Source organism: Exiguobacterium sp. s57, from assembly GCF_018617685.1.
In the GTDB taxonomy this organism is placed as follows: Bacteria; Bacillota; Bacilli; order Exiguobacteriales; family Exiguobacteriaceae; genus Exiguobacterium; species Exiguobacterium marinum.
Genome location: NZ_JACSKR010000001.1, coordinates 615,086 through 629,350, shown reverse-complemented (window position 1 = coordinate 629,350; position 14,265 = coordinate 615,086). Strand labels below are relative to the sequence as shown.

Annotated in this window: 19 protein-coding genes; 16 read left to right on the top strand and 3 right to left on the bottom strand. The window is 47.6% G+C overall.

From position 1 onward, the window contains the following. Positions 1 to 20: 20 nt before the first annotated feature. From KNO98_RS03255 to KNO98_RS03225, 7 genes are all read left to right on the top strand, one after another. Entirely contained in the window at positions 21 to 449 is a 429-nt protein-coding gene (locus tag KNO98_RS03255; protein ID WP_026825764.1) for a BrxA/BrxB family bacilliredoxin, read from the top strand. 56 nt (positions 450 to 505) lie between these two features. Next, the gene (locus KNO98_RS03250) at positions 506 to 847 is read left to right on the top strand and encodes a DUF952 domain-containing protein (protein ID WP_026825765.1); all 342 of its coding nucleotides are present in this window, start codon (positions 506 to 508) and stop codon (positions 845 to 847) included. 183 nt (positions 848 to 1,030) lie between these two features. Next, complete coding sequence (locus tag KNO98_RS03245; protein ID WP_026825766.1) at positions 1,031 to 1,822, top strand: transporter substrate-binding domain-containing protein; 792 nt, start codon at positions 1,031 to 1,033, stop codon at positions 1,820 to 1,822. A 59-nt stretch (positions 1,823 to 1,881) separates the two neighbouring features. Then, positions 1,882 to 2,541: an amino acid ABC transporter permease gene (locus tag KNO98_RS03240; RefSeq protein WP_026825767.1), complete on the top strand. Its 660-nt coding sequence runs from the start codon at positions 1,882 to 1,884 to the stop codon at positions 2,539 to 2,541. Beyond that, entirely contained in the window at positions 2,538 to 3,260 is a 723-nt protein-coding gene (locus KNO98_RS03235; protein ID WP_026825768.1) for an amino acid ABC transporter ATP-binding protein, read from the top strand. The genes KNO98_RS03240 and KNO98_RS03235 overlap by 4 nt, the downstream gene beginning before the upstream one ends. A gap of 30 nt (positions 3,261 to 3,290) precedes the next feature. Continuing rightward, positions 3,291 to 3,965, top strand: a complete 675-nt coding sequence (locus tag KNO98_RS03230; protein ID WP_026825769.1) for a metal-dependent hydrolase — start codon at positions 3,291 to 3,293, stop codon at positions 3,963 to 3,965. Between the two features lie 2 nt (positions 3,966 to 3,967). Then, complete coding sequence (locus tag KNO98_RS03225; protein WP_214698934.1) at positions 3,968 to 4,543, top strand: HD domain-containing protein; 576 nt, start codon at positions 3,968 to 3,970, stop codon at positions 4,541 to 4,543. Between the two features lie 35 nt (positions 4,544 to 4,578). Here the strand turns inward: KNO98_RS03225 and fadH are convergent, their stop codons facing one another. Then, positions 4,579 to 5,343: a 2,4-dienoyl-CoA reductase gene (gene fadH, locus KNO98_RS03220; protein ID WP_026825771.1), complete on the bottom strand. Its 765-nt coding sequence runs from the start codon at positions 5,341 to 5,343 to the stop codon at positions 4,579 to 4,581. 180 nt (positions 5,344 to 5,523) lie between these two features. Between fadH and KNO98_RS03215 the strand changes: the two genes are divergently transcribed. After that, positions 5,524 to 6,153, top strand: a complete 630-nt coding sequence (locus tag KNO98_RS03215) for a hypothetical protein (RefSeq protein ID WP_214698932.1) — start codon at positions 5,524 to 5,526, stop codon at positions 6,151 to 6,153. 47 nt (positions 6,154 to 6,200) lie between these two features. Here the strand turns inward: KNO98_RS03215 and KNO98_RS03210 are convergent, their stop codons facing one another. Continuing rightward, the gene (locus KNO98_RS03210) at positions 6,201 to 7,271 is read right to left on the bottom strand and encodes an N-acetylglucosaminidase (RefSeq protein ID WP_251129948.1); all 1,071 of its coding nucleotides are present in this window, start codon (positions 7,269 to 7,271) and stop codon (positions 6,201 to 6,203) included. Between the two features lie 77 nt (positions 7,272 to 7,348). On the opposite strand from KNO98_RS03210, the gene KNO98_RS03205 reads away from it, so the two are divergent. Both KNO98_RS03205 and KNO98_RS03200 read left to right on the top strand, forming a co-directional pair. Then, a complete protein-coding gene (locus tag KNO98_RS03205) occupies positions 7,349 to 8,347 on the top strand; it encodes an aromatic acid exporter family protein (protein ID WP_214698926.1) in 999 nt (332 codons plus the stop codon). Between the two features lie 173 nt (positions 8,348 to 8,520). Beyond that, complete coding sequence (locus KNO98_RS03200; RefSeq protein WP_026825775.1) at positions 8,521 to 9,648, top strand: M20/M25/M40 family metallo-hydrolase; 1,128 nt, start codon at positions 8,521 to 8,523, stop codon at positions 9,646 to 9,648. A gap of 46 nt (positions 9,649 to 9,694) precedes the next feature. Here KNO98_RS03200 and KNO98_RS03195 read toward each other — a convergent pair whose 3' ends face one another. Further along, positions 9,695 to 9,868 carry a hypothetical protein gene (locus tag KNO98_RS03195; RefSeq protein ID WP_214698924.1) on the bottom strand — a complete coding sequence of 58 codons (174 nt, stop codon included), beginning with the start codon at positions 9,866 to 9,868 and terminating at the stop codon, positions 9,695 to 9,697. A gap of 72 nt (positions 9,869 to 9,940) precedes the next feature. Here KNO98_RS03195 and rnz point away from each other — a divergent pair, with 72 nt between their 5' ends. From rnz to KNO98_RS03165, 6 genes are read left to right on the top strand one after another with little or no spacing between them, the layout of a single operon-like run. Next, positions 9,941 to 10,846 carry a ribonuclease Z gene (rnz, locus tag KNO98_RS03190; protein WP_214698917.1) on the top strand — a complete coding sequence of 302 codons (906 nt, stop codon included), beginning with the start codon at positions 9,941 to 9,943 and terminating at the stop codon, positions 10,844 to 10,846. Position 10,847: 1 nt separating this feature from the next. Beyond that, positions 10,848 to 11,732, top strand: coding sequence for a hypothetical protein (locus tag KNO98_RS03185; RefSeq protein ID WP_214698916.1), 885 nt, complete (start codon positions 10,848 to 10,850; stop codon positions 11,730 to 11,732). Further along, positions 11,729 to 12,139, top strand: a complete 411-nt coding sequence (locus KNO98_RS03180) for a DUF4430 domain-containing protein (protein ID WP_214698914.1) — start codon at positions 11,729 to 11,731, stop codon at positions 12,137 to 12,139. The genes KNO98_RS03185 and KNO98_RS03180 overlap by 4 nt, the downstream gene beginning before the upstream one ends. Then, complete coding sequence (locus KNO98_RS03175; RefSeq protein ID WP_251129946.1) at positions 12,090 to 12,776, top strand: hypothetical protein; 687 nt, start codon at positions 12,090 to 12,092, stop codon at positions 12,774 to 12,776. The genes KNO98_RS03180 and KNO98_RS03175 overlap by 50 nt, the downstream gene beginning before the upstream one ends. Continuing rightward, positions 12,754 to 13,710, top strand: a complete 957-nt coding sequence (locus KNO98_RS03170) for an ATP-binding cassette domain-containing protein (protein WP_214698912.1) — start codon at positions 12,754 to 12,756, stop codon at positions 13,708 to 13,710. Before KNO98_RS03175 ends, KNO98_RS03170 begins: the two co-directional genes overlap by 23 nt. Beyond that, positions 13,683 to 14,228 (top strand): hypothetical protein, encoded by a 546-nt coding sequence (locus tag KNO98_RS03165; RefSeq protein ID WP_214698906.1) that lies wholly within the window; start codon positions 13,683 to 13,685, stop codon positions 14,226 to 14,228. Before KNO98_RS03170 ends, KNO98_RS03165 begins: the two co-directional genes overlap by 28 nt. Positions 14,229 to 14,265 lie beyond the last annotated feature (37 nt).

Below are 14,265 nucleotides of genomic sequence, written 5' to 3'. Positions count from 1 at the left end.
ATGTCGAAAGGGGAAACAACATGGATTTTCAATTATATTTTCAAGATGTAGTCGAACAAGCGCGTAACGAAGTACGTGCTGCAGGATACACAGAGCTCACGACACCGGAAGAGGTGGACGGGGCACTCAAAAAAGAAGGGAAGACACTCGTCCTCGTCAACTCGGTATGTGGCTGTGCAGGCGGCATCGCTCGTCCGGCCGCTGCGTACGTGAACAAGATGGAAGGTGTAAAACCTGACCACTTCGTTACTGTGTTTGCCGGTCAAGACCGTGAAGCGACTGACCGTGCACGGGAGTATTTTGAAGGATATGCACCGTCTTCACCGTCAATTGCTCTTCTTGAAGATGGAAACATCGTGACGATGGTAGAACGCAGTGAAATCGAGTCAGCTACTGCTGAAGAACTCGTCGATCAGTTGCAAACATTGTTTGACATCTATTTCTCATAATCACACATCGGCGCAAAGGCCCTGCCTTTGCGTTTTTGTAAAAAGGGGCAATGCATATGGAACCAGTCATCAAAATCATGACGGAGGCAGAATATATGATTGCCCTGTCACGCGGTGAAATCAATGAACCATCACTTCAATCCGAAGGGACAATCAAATGTTGTACACCGCAGCAAATAGGAAAAGTGGTAAAACAATCTTTTTTTGGAGAGTCGGTCGTGCTCGTCTCGCTCCACGTTAACCGACTAGGACAGCTGTTACATTATGAACTAGATGAAGACGGGGAGCGCTATCCGCACGTGTATAGTGCCATCCCTATGTCTTCTGTTAAACAGGTTCAACCATACGGGTCTCGCGACAATGGAACGGTCACATATTTCGCTTTCGAGCGGATGTGACCTTCTTTTTTTTAGATAAAATGCATGAATATACTTTACAATTAATAATTATGTGTATATAGTGGTTGAAGATACAAGTCGGACAACTGATGTGTCATTGAACAGTTGAGCTGCAATGACACATATGTCATAATTTTGTTAAAGTTCTGATAATTGTCATTCAACTACGAAAGGAAGATGGAGATGAAAAAAGGTTTTCTAGCATTATGTTTAGCAGGACTAGCCGCGTTTTCGGTCGCATGTGGGACAGACGAGAACGAAGGAGGATCGTCATCGACCGATGGGGAAGATGACAAAGTCATTGTCATGGGAACGAGTGCCGATTACTTCCCATATGAGTTCGTCGATACGGCGAATGGCGACGACATCGTTGGATTTGATATCGATATCGCCAAAAAAGTGGCGGAAAACATGGGATATGAATTGAAAATTGAAGATATGGATTTTGGTAGTTTACTTGGAGCACTCAATGCAGGGCGTGTCGATTTCGTCATGGCTGGGATGACACCGACTGAAGAGCGTAAAGAGAATGCTGATTTCTCGGATATTTATTTCACTGCGGTGAACTTAATCTTATCGAAAGATGACTCACTTCAATCTCTTGAAGACTTGAAAGGCAAAAAGATTGGTGTCCAACTCGGTTCGATTCAAGAAGGAATCGCACAAGACCAGATTCAAGACGCAGAAATCGTATCGTTGAACAAGATTCCTGAGATTATTCAAGAAATCAAGACGGGACGTATTGACGCGATGGTCATTGAAGACACGGTCGCGAAGAAATACCTCGATCAAGACAGTGAGTTGACAACATTTGAAATCGTGGACGAGGAAGAAGCAGGTTCTGCTGCTGCCTTCCGTAAAGACGATGAGCTCCGTGATCAATTCAATGAAGAGTTGAAGAAGATGATCGACAATGGAGACATTGACGAGTTAGCACAAAAATGGTTTGAAGAAGAGGCTGCACCAGCCGAATAATGAATCGTACGGGGCTGACTGAAGAGAAATCGGTCAGCCTTTTTTAGGAGGAACTTACAATGGATTTTAGTCGGATTTATGATTCTATCCCTTACATACTCGAAGGGATTCCAGTCATGTTCCAAGTCGTCATCGTCTCGGCATTGATCGGGATCACGCTTGGGATTGTTGTTGCTACGTTGAAGATTGTGCCGAACCGCTTGATTAACTTCCTCGGTCATGCTTATACGGCCGTGTTTCGTGGAACACCGCTCATCTTACAACTCGCCATCATCCACTTCGGATTGCCGCAACTGACCGGCTATATCACGACACCTTATCAGTCGGCGGTTATCGCCTTCTCACTGAACTCGGGGGCGTATATTTCAGAAATCATCCGTGCCGGTATCCAAGCAGTCGACAAAGGTCAATGGGAAGCATCGGATGCCCTCGGTGTCCCTTATGTGAAACAATTACGTTCCATCATCTTGCCGCAGGCATTCAAGAATATCTTGCCTGCTTTAGTGAACGAGATGATCACGTTGACGAAAGAGTCTGCCCTCGTCTCGACGGTCGGAGTGCTTGACATCATGCGCCGCGCACAAATCGTCGGTGGGCAGAAGGCAATCTACTTCGAACCGCTTCTATTTGCCGGTGTGATATACTTTACAATAGTGATGATCTTGACGTATCTTGGACAACGTCTTGAAAAACGGTTAAGAAAGAGTGATGGAAGATGATCGAGGTAAAAGACCTATACAAACAATTTGGTGACTTAGAAGTATTGAAAGGAATCACGACGACGATCGAACGTGGTGAAGTGGTCGCTGTCATCGGACCGTCCGGGTCTGGTAAATCGACATTTCTACGTTGCTTGAACATGCTTGAGATTCCAACGAGCGGGACGGTCAGTGTCGACGGGTTCGAGCTAACGAAAAAAGGTGCGAACGTCGCCAAGGCTCGTCAAAATATCGGGATGGTGTTTCAACAATTCAACCTGTTCCCACATATGAGCGTATTGGATAATTTGACGTATGCGCCGGTCAATGTGTTGAAGGTGAGTAAAGCTGAAGCACTCGAACGTGCGAAAAAATTACTTGAACGCGTCGGACTTTCTGAGAAAATCGATGCCTATCCGAGTCAACTTTCAGGTGGACAAAAACAACGTGTCGCGATTGCTCGTGCCTTGGCGATGGAACCGAACGTCATGTTGTTCGATGAACCGACGTCAGCACTTGACCCGGAAATGGTTAACGAAGTACTCGATGTCATGAAAGGCTTGGTTGAGACGGGAATGACGATGGTCGTCGTCACACACGAAATGGGCTTCGCCCGTGAAGTGGCGGACCGCGTGCTCTTCCTCGACGAAGGGATCCTCATGGAAGAAGGCAAGCCGGCTGACCTGTTGTTAAACCCGCAAACAGACCGGGCAAAACGCTTCTTGGAGAAAGTGTTGTAATCTGATCTCACGAGGGAAGGATGAATGCACATGAAAATCACGTATTATGGACATGCGACAGTAGGATTTGAGGTAGATGGTGTGAACGTGTTGATTGACCCATTCTTGACGAGTAATCCTCATACCGAAGTAGACCCTTCTACACTGCGGCCCGATTATTTGTTGCTCACGCATGCTCATTTTGATCATATCGAAGATGTCGAATTGATTGCGAAAGAGACGGGTGCGACGATTGTGGCGACGCATGAGCTTGCGAGCTACTATGAGAAGAAAGGGTATTCTGTACACGGTATGAATATCGGCGGCGGACACGATTTCCCGTTCGGCCGCGTCACGATGACGCAAGCCTTCCACAGTTCAAGTTTGGATATGGGAGACACGCCGGTCTACATGGGGATGCCAGCTGGATTCATCATCGAAACGAATGGGTTGACGCTTTATCACGCAGGAGACACGAGTCTCTTCTCAGATATGAAGATGTATGGTGAACGTTTTGAAATCGATGTCGCCTTCCTTCCGATCGGGGACAATTTCACAATGGGACCTATAGACGCATTAGATGCGGCACAGTGGCTACAAGCGAAACGTGTCGTCCCGATCCACTTTGATACGTTTCCGCCGATTAAACAGGATGCTCAGGCGTTTTGTGACCAACTGCACCGTCGCGGTCTCTTGATTGAACCGAATACGACCATCGAGATTTAATCATGAATGTGATTCAGGAGACGAAGCAGTTCATCGAAACGATTCATGCAAATGACTCTTCAGGTCATGACGTCGCTCACGTTGAGCGTGTCGTTCGATTGGTGGAGCGTTTAATGGAGAATGAACCGGTCAATCGGACGGTTCTTCTCCTGGCGGCATATCTACACGACGTGGAAGACCATAAGCTCGGTCGTCCGAAGGGTCTCGTCAAACAGCACCTGTCCTCAATTGACATCACTGACGAGCAAGTGAATTTGGTGATGGCGGTGATTGATGAGGTTTCTTTCTCAAAAGGAAAGACGCCGACGACTCGGGAAAGCGAAATTTTGCAAGACGCCGACCGTCTTGATGCGATTGGTGCTATCGGAATTGCGAGGACATTCCAATATGCAGGTTCTCTCGGTACGCCGCTTGATTTGGCAGAGACGAGTGCCGTTCAACATTTTCAAGATAAGTTGTTGAAATTGGCGGGAAATATGCATACGGAAAAAGCTAAACGCTTGGCGATGTCACGCCATACTTTCATGCAACGCTTTTTAAAGCAGTTTCATGAAGAATGGGACGGGATCGATACATGAAAAGGACGACCGAGTATATTCGGTCGTCCTTTTGCTTAGAACGGATGCTTGTTCAACCAATGACCACCGTCAAGAGAGATGCAATCCCCGTTTAAATAGCGCATCTCGTCTGATGCCATCCAGTAAGCCAGGTCCGCGATTTCTTCCGGTGTTCCAAACCGTCCGAGTGGGACGTTACGGCGAATGCGCTCCACTTCTTTCACGTGGGAGACGAGTTTTTCGGCACCGCCTGTCCGTTCAATCGGTCCAGGACTGATCGCGTTGACGCGCGCGCCGAACTGATAGCCCCATTCGACTGCGAGCGTTCGTGTCAAGTTCAAGACCCCCGCTTTCGCTGCAGCACTCGGTGCGACACCGGGGCCGGCCTGCCACGCATACGAGGCGACCATGTTGATGATTGACCCGCCACGGAGTTCTTCTGCTTCCCAATGTTTCCCGAGAACATGGGTGCAGTTGAACGTCCCGTTCAAGACGATATCGATCACGCTCGCCCAACCGTTTGGAGACAAATCGAGTGTCGGGCAGACGAAATTGCCGGCAGCGTTGTTAACGAGCGCGTGGACTGGACCGTATGCGGACACGATGTCAGCGAGTGCTTGCGCGCATCCTTCATAATCACGAACGTCATGTTGCACACTCATCGCCTGACCCGCGTCGATGGCGTTCAGGTCGTTCATCGCATCTTTCAGTCGCTCCTCGTTTCGACCGCTGATGGCCACGCTCCACCCTTCTTGTTTAAATTTCAATGCCATGGCTTTCCCCATACCGGACGATCCCCCGGTAATCCAAATCGTTTTCATCCTGTTTCCCCCTCAAAAATGAATGGTCGTTCATTTTACATATTCGTCTAATGATGTAAAACTCCTTCAATAAAGTGTCATTCGATGTTGAAACATTCTTTTAACTCGAGACGTATACACAAGATGTAACGATTGATATTCAAAACCATGACGTGTATCTACAATAGGAGATGATGGAATATGAAGCGCATTACAGGATTGACCCTATTCATTCTTATCATTGTCGGAATATTTGTACTCATCGATCGGTCTGATTCAAAGAAAATATCTGAACAGATCGAAAATAAGATGTTCACCCAAACGGAGACGAAGGTTTATCCTGAGTCGACGGTCGAAGAACTGAAGGAGATGCTTGCTGCGTTTCAAAACGATGTGGCTCCTCGAATCAATAACGATTTCGAACGAAAGTTGGCAGAACGGATGTACGTGGAGATGAAGATGTTTGATGAAACCATCGATGTGAAGCAACTTCTAATCCGCGCTAAAGACCAAGCTGATTTTGAACGTGCATGGTTGGACCATGCGAAAAGTGACTATGGCATCGTAGTAACGGGTGACGAAGTCGATGAATGGATTGAAAAAGGACCGGATGCGACGGTAGTCGAGTCACAAAGACGATATGCCGAGGCAAAAGAGATGAGCGTGTATGAGCTCAATCATGATTATTATCGCGATCAATACGTCAAATGGGTCGTATGGGAAGATTTGATTCCGCTCGTCACAGAACGGTACGAAGCGTCAAGTGAGCAAGTGCTCGACAACAATCGACTCATCGAATTGTACGAGCAAGAGGTGGAAAACACGTTATAATCGAACGAAGCGTCAAGTAGCCCGACTCATATGAGCCGGGCTACTATTCATTGGATTTGCTTCAACTGTTTCAAACCGAGCTCACGATCAATCGTATACATCGTACCGGCGACCTTCTCGCCCCAGTATGGGTCCGAAGCATAGAAGATGTTGATGCCTTCCTGTTTGTTACCGGGGTAATCTCCGCGAGCGTATGGACCTTTGACATATTTAGTCGCAAACAGTTCTGCAGCAGCCTGAACGCTTGCATCGATAGTTTTAAACATTGTGGCATTCTCACTCGGGTTGTCGTCCGTCGCCCGGAATCCAAATAGGTTTCGCTTTTCCCGTGCGATGTCGGACGTTCCAAATCTTGATTCATGCCCGGCAACCGCAAGTAAGAACAGAGCATTGATTCCGTACGTATCCTCTGCCCGTTTAAAGGCCTTTCCTTCCCCTGCGAGCGGAGAATCGATGGACCGTAAATATTGATCAAACTCTTTCGTGGTATACGGAGAGGACGAACGAATCGATGCAAATTGATAAGGAGAGTCGAAGACGTCTTGGACGCGTTCCGTATAGTAGCGATCATCCGAGCGCTTTTTCGTTGGTCCGACGAGGAACGTTCCAGCGAGATTGGCATTTGCTTCGACCGTATGGTAGACATCACCATCCCGGATTTCATAATATCCACGTCTTTCCACGACTGCTTCAGGGAATAACGCCATATGATCCGGTTTGACATAGACGTCAGCTCCTGAGATGCGAACTTTTAAATGACCGTTTCCTCGTTCGATTAACTGAAGTCGTGTGCCGCCGGCGACATATGATTGTCGCTTTTTGAACGCCTCATCTTCATATAAATTTGTGATCGCATCACTTGGGGTGACGACGATCCCGGTACCCGTGAAATCGAGGACTTCACCGGAAGGAGAGAACAGGGTGCGGTTCTTACCAGAAGTCATATATCGTTTCGCTTCAGCGAGAGATTCGAATGACCGCGTGACGCGATCGCCATTCGTCATGGTCTCGACGGTATACATGTCTTCATCTCCGGATTGAATCCATAAAAATGCGGCGACTGCGATACTTAGTGTCGCGACCATCGGCCATATTGTACGTTTTCTCTTTCGTTTCAATTAGATCACTTCCAAACTTTTGAATTGCCAAACGAGTTAATTTAGTCAACAATTTGATGAAGAAGGGGGAAATGAATATGAAAATTGGAACGCGGACGTTGAAGACCGCGGTCGCAGCGGGTATCGCGATGCTCATTTCCGAGACGATCCATCTTGATTATTTTGTATTCGCAGCCATTATTGCCATCTTGAGTATTCAAGAAACACGAAAAAAATCGATTCGAGCCTCCTATGAGCGCGTCATGGCGAGTCTCCTCGCTATCGGAATGGGCGCGGCGATGTTCGCATTACTTGGTTATTCGCCAGTGACACTTACTCTTTATTTTGTCATCTTCATTCCGCTCGTACAACAATTGAAACTGCAGGACGGATTGATCACGAGTGTCGTCATCTTGACGCATCTTTATACCGAAGCACAATTTTCAGTAGAGCTGTTCATTAACGAGCTTTTACTGATCGTCATCGGTGTCGGTGTCGGGCTCGTCGTCAACATGTATATGCCGACGCTTGACCGGGAAATCGAGCGCATCAAAGATAGTATCGACCGCTCGCTCGCGGTACTGTTTTACGATGTGGCGGCTTGTATCGAGACCGGTGTGTATAACAATCATTCGATGATGCTCATCAAGACGCGAGATTATCTGAAGGAAGGGAAGGACTTATCCCTTCGCCGTATGGGTAACTCGATTGGGAAGCGTAACGAAGACATGGATTATCTATACTTCCGGATGCGTGAGCGACAATATGATATTTTGAAGCGTGTCGCCGATAACGCAAGAGAGATCACGATGGTCGTCAATGAAGCGAAACCAGTTGCGACGTTTTTGCGTCGGGTCGGAGACCACGTGAACGAACAGGCGGACGCCTCGGTCTTCCTGCAAGAACTTGAAGAGATGATTGAGCACTATCGAAAAAACGTACCTCTCCCCACGACTCGTGAGGAATTTGAGGTACGCTCATCCTTATTGAATATTTTATCTGATGTGAAAAGTTACTTGATCTTAAAAGAGCGATATATCCTGCTCTTAAAAGAACATGGTCATGCTCGAGAGAAACGTGCTGATCAAAAAGATTGAGACGATGACGACGACGCCGATTTGAATGATGCGTTGTCGTTTTTTCTGTTTTTTCTTCATGGCTTGCCTCCATAAACGTGTTTGCCATCATTGTACAGAATGGAAAAGATTCGTGCAATCTAAGGGAGTTTGTTATAATGGTCAAGAAATGTTTGGATGGAGGGATGTTGTTTATGGTAAACGAGACACGTGTGCTCGACACTTTCTTAGGGTTGGTCGGCATCGATTCAGAAACGAAGGAAGAAGCGGTCATCTGTGAACACTTGAAAGGTGTCTTCACTGAGCTTGGTTGCGACGTCTATGAGGATGACGCATCAACGAAGACGGCGCACTCTGGTAACAACTTGATCATCACGTTGCCTGCAACGAAAGAAAATATCGATCCGATTTACTTCACGGCTCACATGGACACTGTGACACCAGGTAAAGGAATCAAGACGAGTATTAAAGATGGGTATGTCGTCACAGATGGCACGACCATTCTCGGAGCAGATGATAAGACGGGACTCACGGCAATGATTGAACTCGTTCGTGTGTTGAAAGAAAAACAGATTCCACATGGCCAAATCCAATTCGTGATTACGGTCGGAGAAGAATCAGGTCTCGTCGGTGCGAAAGTGTTGGACTTGTCGAAGATCGATGCGAAGTTCGGCTTTGCGCTTGACTCGGATGGACCGGTCGGTGACATCATCGTTGCGGCACCGACACAAGCGAAAGTAAACGCGAAGATTTACGGAAAAACGGCTCATGCGGGTGTCGCGCCAGAGAAAGGCATCTCGGCGATTCAAATCGCAGCTAAAGCCATCGCGAAGATGCCTCTCGGCCGAATCGATGAAGAGACGACTGCGAATATCGGACGCTTCGAAGGCGGACGCGCGACAAACATCGTGTGTGACTACGTCGAAGTACTCGCAGAGGCACGCTCGCTCATCCACGAGAAGATGGAGAAGCAGGCAGAAACGATGAAGCAGGCCTACATTGAAGTCGCTGAGTCGTTTGGTGCTCGTGCTGAGGTCGACATCCACATCATGTATCCTGGATTCAAGTTTGAAGAAGGCGACGAGGTCGTTGAAGTCGCGAAACGCGCGGCTCAAGCAATCGGACGCCCGACACGTATCTTACATTCAGGTGGCGGATCGGATGCCAACGTGATTGCGGGTGGCGGAATCCCAACGGTCAACTTAGCGGTCGGCTATGAAGAGATTCATACGACGAACGAACGGATGCCGCTCGAAGAGTTGTACAAACTTATCGAATATGTCGTGACAATCGTCGAAGAAGTCGCATCAACCGAGCAATAAAAAAAGAGCCGACTATTCGTCGGCTCTTCGTATGTGTTCGTACTCGTTATGCTGCGAACTCCAATGATTCTAAAATCAATTCGTCTGTGCAATGAAGTTCGATCGCTATGTCGTGAATGCGGATAGAGGTGCCTTGTTCTTTTTGGTGCAAGCGATTCATCAAAGCTGCACGTTCTAGAATCGTTTCATAGATCGATTCGGTTTGTTCTGCCTTGGTCATCACAAATCACATCCTTTTCAGCGATTACTTTATTATAGCATGGAACGGCTTGGAGAAAGGACTAAAATATTTATGAAGTTACAGTTTTTAGGAACTGGTTCAGGGATGCCATCGAAACAGCGCAATGTGTCGGGACTCGCGATCGACCTTCCAAAAGTCACCTGGTTGATTGACTGTGGTGAAGGGACACAACATCAAATGCTCTATACGAAGACCAAACCGAGGAAAGTGACGGCGGTATGGGTGACCCATCTCCACGGAGACCATGTTTTCGGCTTACCTGGATTCTTATCGACCCGCTCTGCCCTAGATGGAACGGACGCTGTGACTGTTTATGGGCCGAAAGGATTGAAAAAATGGCTTGAAGCGACATTTCGTATCACGGGTTCTCATCTCGGTTATGAGTTGAACGTTGTCGAGTTCACGGATGGAGATACATTCGAACAAGACGGTCATCTCGTCACTGTGAGAAAATTAGAGCATCGTTTCCCATCTTACGGTTTTCGCATCAACGGTCCAGAAAAACGTGGAACGTTACGCGTTGACAAGGTGAGGGAGCTTGGAATCCCGAGTGGACCCATCTATAAAACAATCAAAGAAGAAGAACGGTTTGAATATGAAGGAAAATGGTATGATTCTAAAGAATATGTCACTGAACCGATTCCGGGTAAAGTCGTTGCAATTCTCGGTGATACGACCCCTTGTGAGAACGCTCGAATCTTAGCAGAAGGTGCGGACCTTCTCGTTCATGAGGCGACATTTATGGGAAATGAACAGCCGCTCGCACGCAAATATGGGCACTCGACGACACGTGAAGCGACAGCGCTCGCGAAAGCGTGTTCCGTCGGCAAGCTGATCGTCACGCACATCTCCGCTCGCTACGTCGGACGAGAAGAAGAGTTTGAACGAGAAGTCGTATCGGATTTTCCGTCGAGTTTAGTGGCGACCGACTTTTTAGAATATACAGTGGGGGATTGATGTGACCATTCAACTCTATGTATGGGCCGCGTTTTTAGCAATCAGCATTCTGTTAGGGATTCGATTGAATCAATTAAAAGAGCCGGAAGCTAATTTCTTTCCGAAGTTCTTGTTTTATTCTTTGCTTGGAATCGTCTCCTTTCCAATCGGCGGTTTTCACATCCCGATCGGATTCTTATTGTCTTTTTTATTCTTTCCAAAGCAGAACAGCCGCTATAAATGGTATGGGGCGCTATTAGGCTTCTTCTTCTTTATCGTCTTACTCTTTGTCCCGTTGTTTGATCAATCGGGATTCCGAGCCGAATCCCAACAGATTGGTGCCGTCTCCGTCGCGGACGAATCATTTGACGACATGACAGAGAAATTATTGCAGCGAATCAACAGTGATTCGATTAAATTAGACCGGGGCAAGCTACAAATTGACCGGGTAGGAAACGTCAAGTCCATTGAATACTTACTGATGGTGGAGAGAGCCGAGTCGTTCCAACAGATTCGTGTGACATACGAGTCTGGACAACTCGCCTATGAGCAGGTTGATGAACTACGAAAAGAATCTGGACAGGCGTTCTTTGAAAAACTCGTTGAATTTGACCATATGTTGTCGACTTTACGAGAGCCGTCATGGGAGGAATACACTGATGTTGTAGCTGCACCAATCTTACAACTCTCTTATGATGGATTGTACGATATGTACACGTTCGAAAACGAGTCGATGCTCATGCTCAATCGGGACGATGAGCTCGTCAAGTTCTGGCTACAGCGGGAACCAGTCCTTGCCAACAGCATTCAACTCGTTGGACTGACACAAGAAGGGCGTAGTTCTGGGGAACGTTATGCGATTCTATATAATTATTCGATACATCAACGAGAGGATTTGACAGAATGATAAAACCATATATAAGCATTTCTCTATTAACGACTGCACTCCTTGTCGGATGTGGCGGTGAAGAAGCTCAACGTGAGGCATGTGATGTAAGTCCGACCATCTCAGTATACAATGCAGCGACCGAAGAGACGATCTATCAAGAAAAAAGCGTCTGCCTTGAAGAAGACGCGACTGTGCTCGATGCGTTGAAGGCGACTGGGCTTGACCTCGAAGTGACAGGAAACGGTGACATGTCATACGTGACGGCAATCGAGGGAATCGAAGAAAAATCAGAAGGACAATCGTCAGGATGGGTATTTGCTTTTAACGGTGCTCCGGGAGATGAAGGTGCCGGTGCGAAAGAAGTAGAATCGACCGATGTCATTCAGTGGCGGTTCGAAGAAGATGCGATTGCTTTCTTCGAATGAGGCAGATTGGGAGCGGAGACATCCTGTCACGCTCTTTTTCTTTCTCCTTAGCCACCTATACGTGCTGACGAATGTCGATGACATCACTGTTTTTGTCATCGCGCTTGTCATTCTGCTTATTCTCGAACGCCGTTTTCCTTGGGCGATGTTAGGGGTATTGATTGCTTTCGGATTGGTCTCGGTACTGCCTGGATTATTCGGATGGGACATTTCACTCTCGTACATATGGCGTCAACTAGTGAGCTTGGCCGCCTTTTTACTAGGCATGTTGTGGATCGCTCGCATTATTCGTCTGGAGCGCCTGCTTCCACTGTTAACGAATTGGCCTAGATCATCGTCGCTATTGTATGGGGCGTGGGCACTCATCCCATCGATGGAACAAGCAGTGCGCCAATCGATTAGGAGTCATCCGAAAAAATTATGGCGAGAAGGGATACGGATTGGAATCGAGAGTCAGCAACAGGAGCCGAGATTTGCCTCTGAACCGATGCGTCACTTTCGAGTAGAGGATGCTCTTCAGATTATCTTGATTGTAATGACTTGCTGGGTAGCGCTCCAGTGGACAATTATATTTTGGCTCATTTATCCGTACGTTACGAAAGGAGGTTTGCGTGATGCAATGGCTCTCTACCGCTGACGGGACGTTCGAAGAATATGTCGAACGCTACCGACCACGCGTCATCGAGATGAACCAACCGTTCTCAGGGAAAGTCGGGCATTTATTATCGAGTGGGGACCCGTTTCGAGGGGCAGAGCTTGCTACACTGTTACAAATCGATGCACTCTATCCGAAGCGGTTCGACACATGTTCGAGTGGTGAACAACAGATCGTTCGTGTTGCCTTTGCACTAGTGGACCGACCAGAATCAATCGTTCTCATCGAACCGTTTCGGCATCTTGATCAATTTCGTAAAGAACACCTTGAGCTGTTGCTCCGGCGTATCTCCGGGCTCGGTGTTCAAATCGGCTATACGGAAAGGGCGCGTGAGCAGTCAGGCGACGTGACGTTCACATTCACCGAATCGAATAGAGCACCAATAATCGATGCGCAAGATGTATCTTATCGGCATCCGCTTCAAGCGGTGTATGCAATCGATGATGTGACCATCCAGTTGAATAAGCCAGGACTCACGGTCTGTATCGGGACGAACGGGAGCGGGAAGTCGACCTTGCTCGAATTGTTGGCCCGAAGCAGACGACCGCTCAAGGGACGGGTGAAGCGAGGCGAACGAGCCGTCTATCTTTCTGCCGAACCAGAATACGGTCCAAGCCAGAAGGAAGAAAGACGACGGGTCGCGCAACTGCAAGGCGTGCTTCATGATCCGTCGAGCGTCCTTTTGCTCGATGAACCGACTGTAGATTTAACGGGGCAGGAACGTGAAGCATTCGTTGAAGCAGTACGACAGAAGGCTGAGACGGCAAGGGTCGTTTGTGCGACACACGACATGGAACTGATTGACCGATCGACAGATGTCATTTACCTTGCGAGCGGTCGGATCGTCTTTCATGGGACACGTTCACTCTTCCAAGAACGGAGTACGTTATGGTCACTTACATCCTCGCCATCTTGATTGCGATTGTCGTCTTGTATCGATTCGAGAAATCCTCGATTCCGATTCAACCACTTGTCCAACTTTTAGCGCTCGCGGTGATTGGTCGTTGGCTCTTTATGACAATCCCGAACGTTCAACCGACGACGGCGATTTTGATGTTGACCGCTCTACTCGTCAGCTTGAACGGTGCAGCCATCCTCGCACTCTTCGTGCCGATCTTGTCAGGACTCTTGCTTGGGATTGGACCGTTCGTCCTTTATCAATTTTTAGGGTGGCTCCTTGTCGTATTGCTCGTCAGCCTGTTTCGACCGCTTTTATTAAAGTCGCCCGTACTCTTCCTCGTACTAGGATTTCTATCTGGTTTTTTATACGGATGGACGACGAACGTCGCGTTTATCGAAGTGATTGGTGCAGACTTTTTGAAATTACTTTTGCTTAGTTTCCCATTTGATTTCGTCCACGGCATTTCTAACGTCGTCTTCCTCCTATTGATTCGTCCGTTATTTGAGCGCATATTCCTTCGTCAACTCGGGTAAATATACAATATTCCTATCATATTGAGTGAGGTGAACG

Coding starts and splice junctions, on each gene's coding strand:
- KNO98_RS03255 (WP_026825764.1), top strand. CDS start 21: ATGGATTTTCAATTATATTTTCAAGATGTAGTCGAACAAGCGCGTAAC.
- KNO98_RS03250 (WP_026825765.1), top strand. CDS start 506: ATGGAACCAGTCATCAAAATCATGACGGAGGCAGAATATATGATTGCC.
- KNO98_RS03245 (WP_026825766.1), top strand. CDS start 1,031: ATGAAAAAAGGTTTTCTAGCATTATGTTTAGCAGGACTAGCCGCGTTT.
- KNO98_RS03240 (WP_026825767.1), top strand. CDS start 1,882: ATGGATTTTAGTCGGATTTATGATTCTATCCCTTACATACTCGAAGGG.
- KNO98_RS03235 (WP_026825768.1), top strand. CDS start 2,538: ATGATCGAGGTAAAAGACCTATACAAACAATTTGGTGACTTAGAAGTA.
- KNO98_RS03230 (WP_026825769.1), top strand. CDS start 3,291: ATGAAAATCACGTATTATGGACATGCGACAGTAGGATTTGAGGTAGAT.
- KNO98_RS03225 (WP_214698934.1), top strand. CDS start 3,968: ATGAATGTGATTCAGGAGACGAAGCAGTTCATCGAAACGATTCATGCA.
- fadH (WP_026825771.1), bottom strand. CDS start 5,343: ATGAAAACGATTTGGATTACCGGGGGATCGTCCGGTATGGGGAAAGCC.
- KNO98_RS03215 (WP_214698932.1), top strand. CDS start 5,524: ATGAAGCGCATTACAGGATTGACCCTATTCATTCTTATCATTGTCGGA.
- KNO98_RS03205 (WP_214698926.1), top strand. CDS start 7,349: ATGAAAATTGGAACGCGGACGTTGAAGACCGCGGTCGCAGCGGGTATC.
- KNO98_RS03200 (WP_026825775.1), top strand. CDS start 8,521: ATGGTAAACGAGACACGTGTGCTCGACACTTTCTTAGGGTTGGTCGGC.
- KNO98_RS03195 (WP_214698924.1), bottom strand. CDS start 9,868: ATGACCAAGGCAGAACAAACCGAATCGATCTATGAAACGATTCTAGAA.
- rnz (WP_214698917.1), top strand. CDS start 9,941: ATGAAGTTACAGTTTTTAGGAACTGGTTCAGGGATGCCATCGAAACAG.
- KNO98_RS03180 (WP_214698914.1), top strand. CDS start 11,729: ATGATAAAACCATATATAAGCATTTCTCTATTAACGACTGCACTCCTT.
- KNO98_RS03175 (WP_251129946.1), top strand. CDS start 12,090: ATGTCATTCAGTGGCGGTTCGAAGAAGATGCGATTGCTTTCTTCGAAT.
- KNO98_RS03170 (WP_214698912.1), top strand. CDS start 12,754: ATGCAATGGCTCTCTACCGCTGACGGGACGTTCGAAGAATATGTCGAA.
- KNO98_RS03165 (WP_214698906.1), top strand. CDS start 13,683: ATGGTCACTTACATCCTCGCCATCTTGATTGCGATTGTCGTCTTGTAT.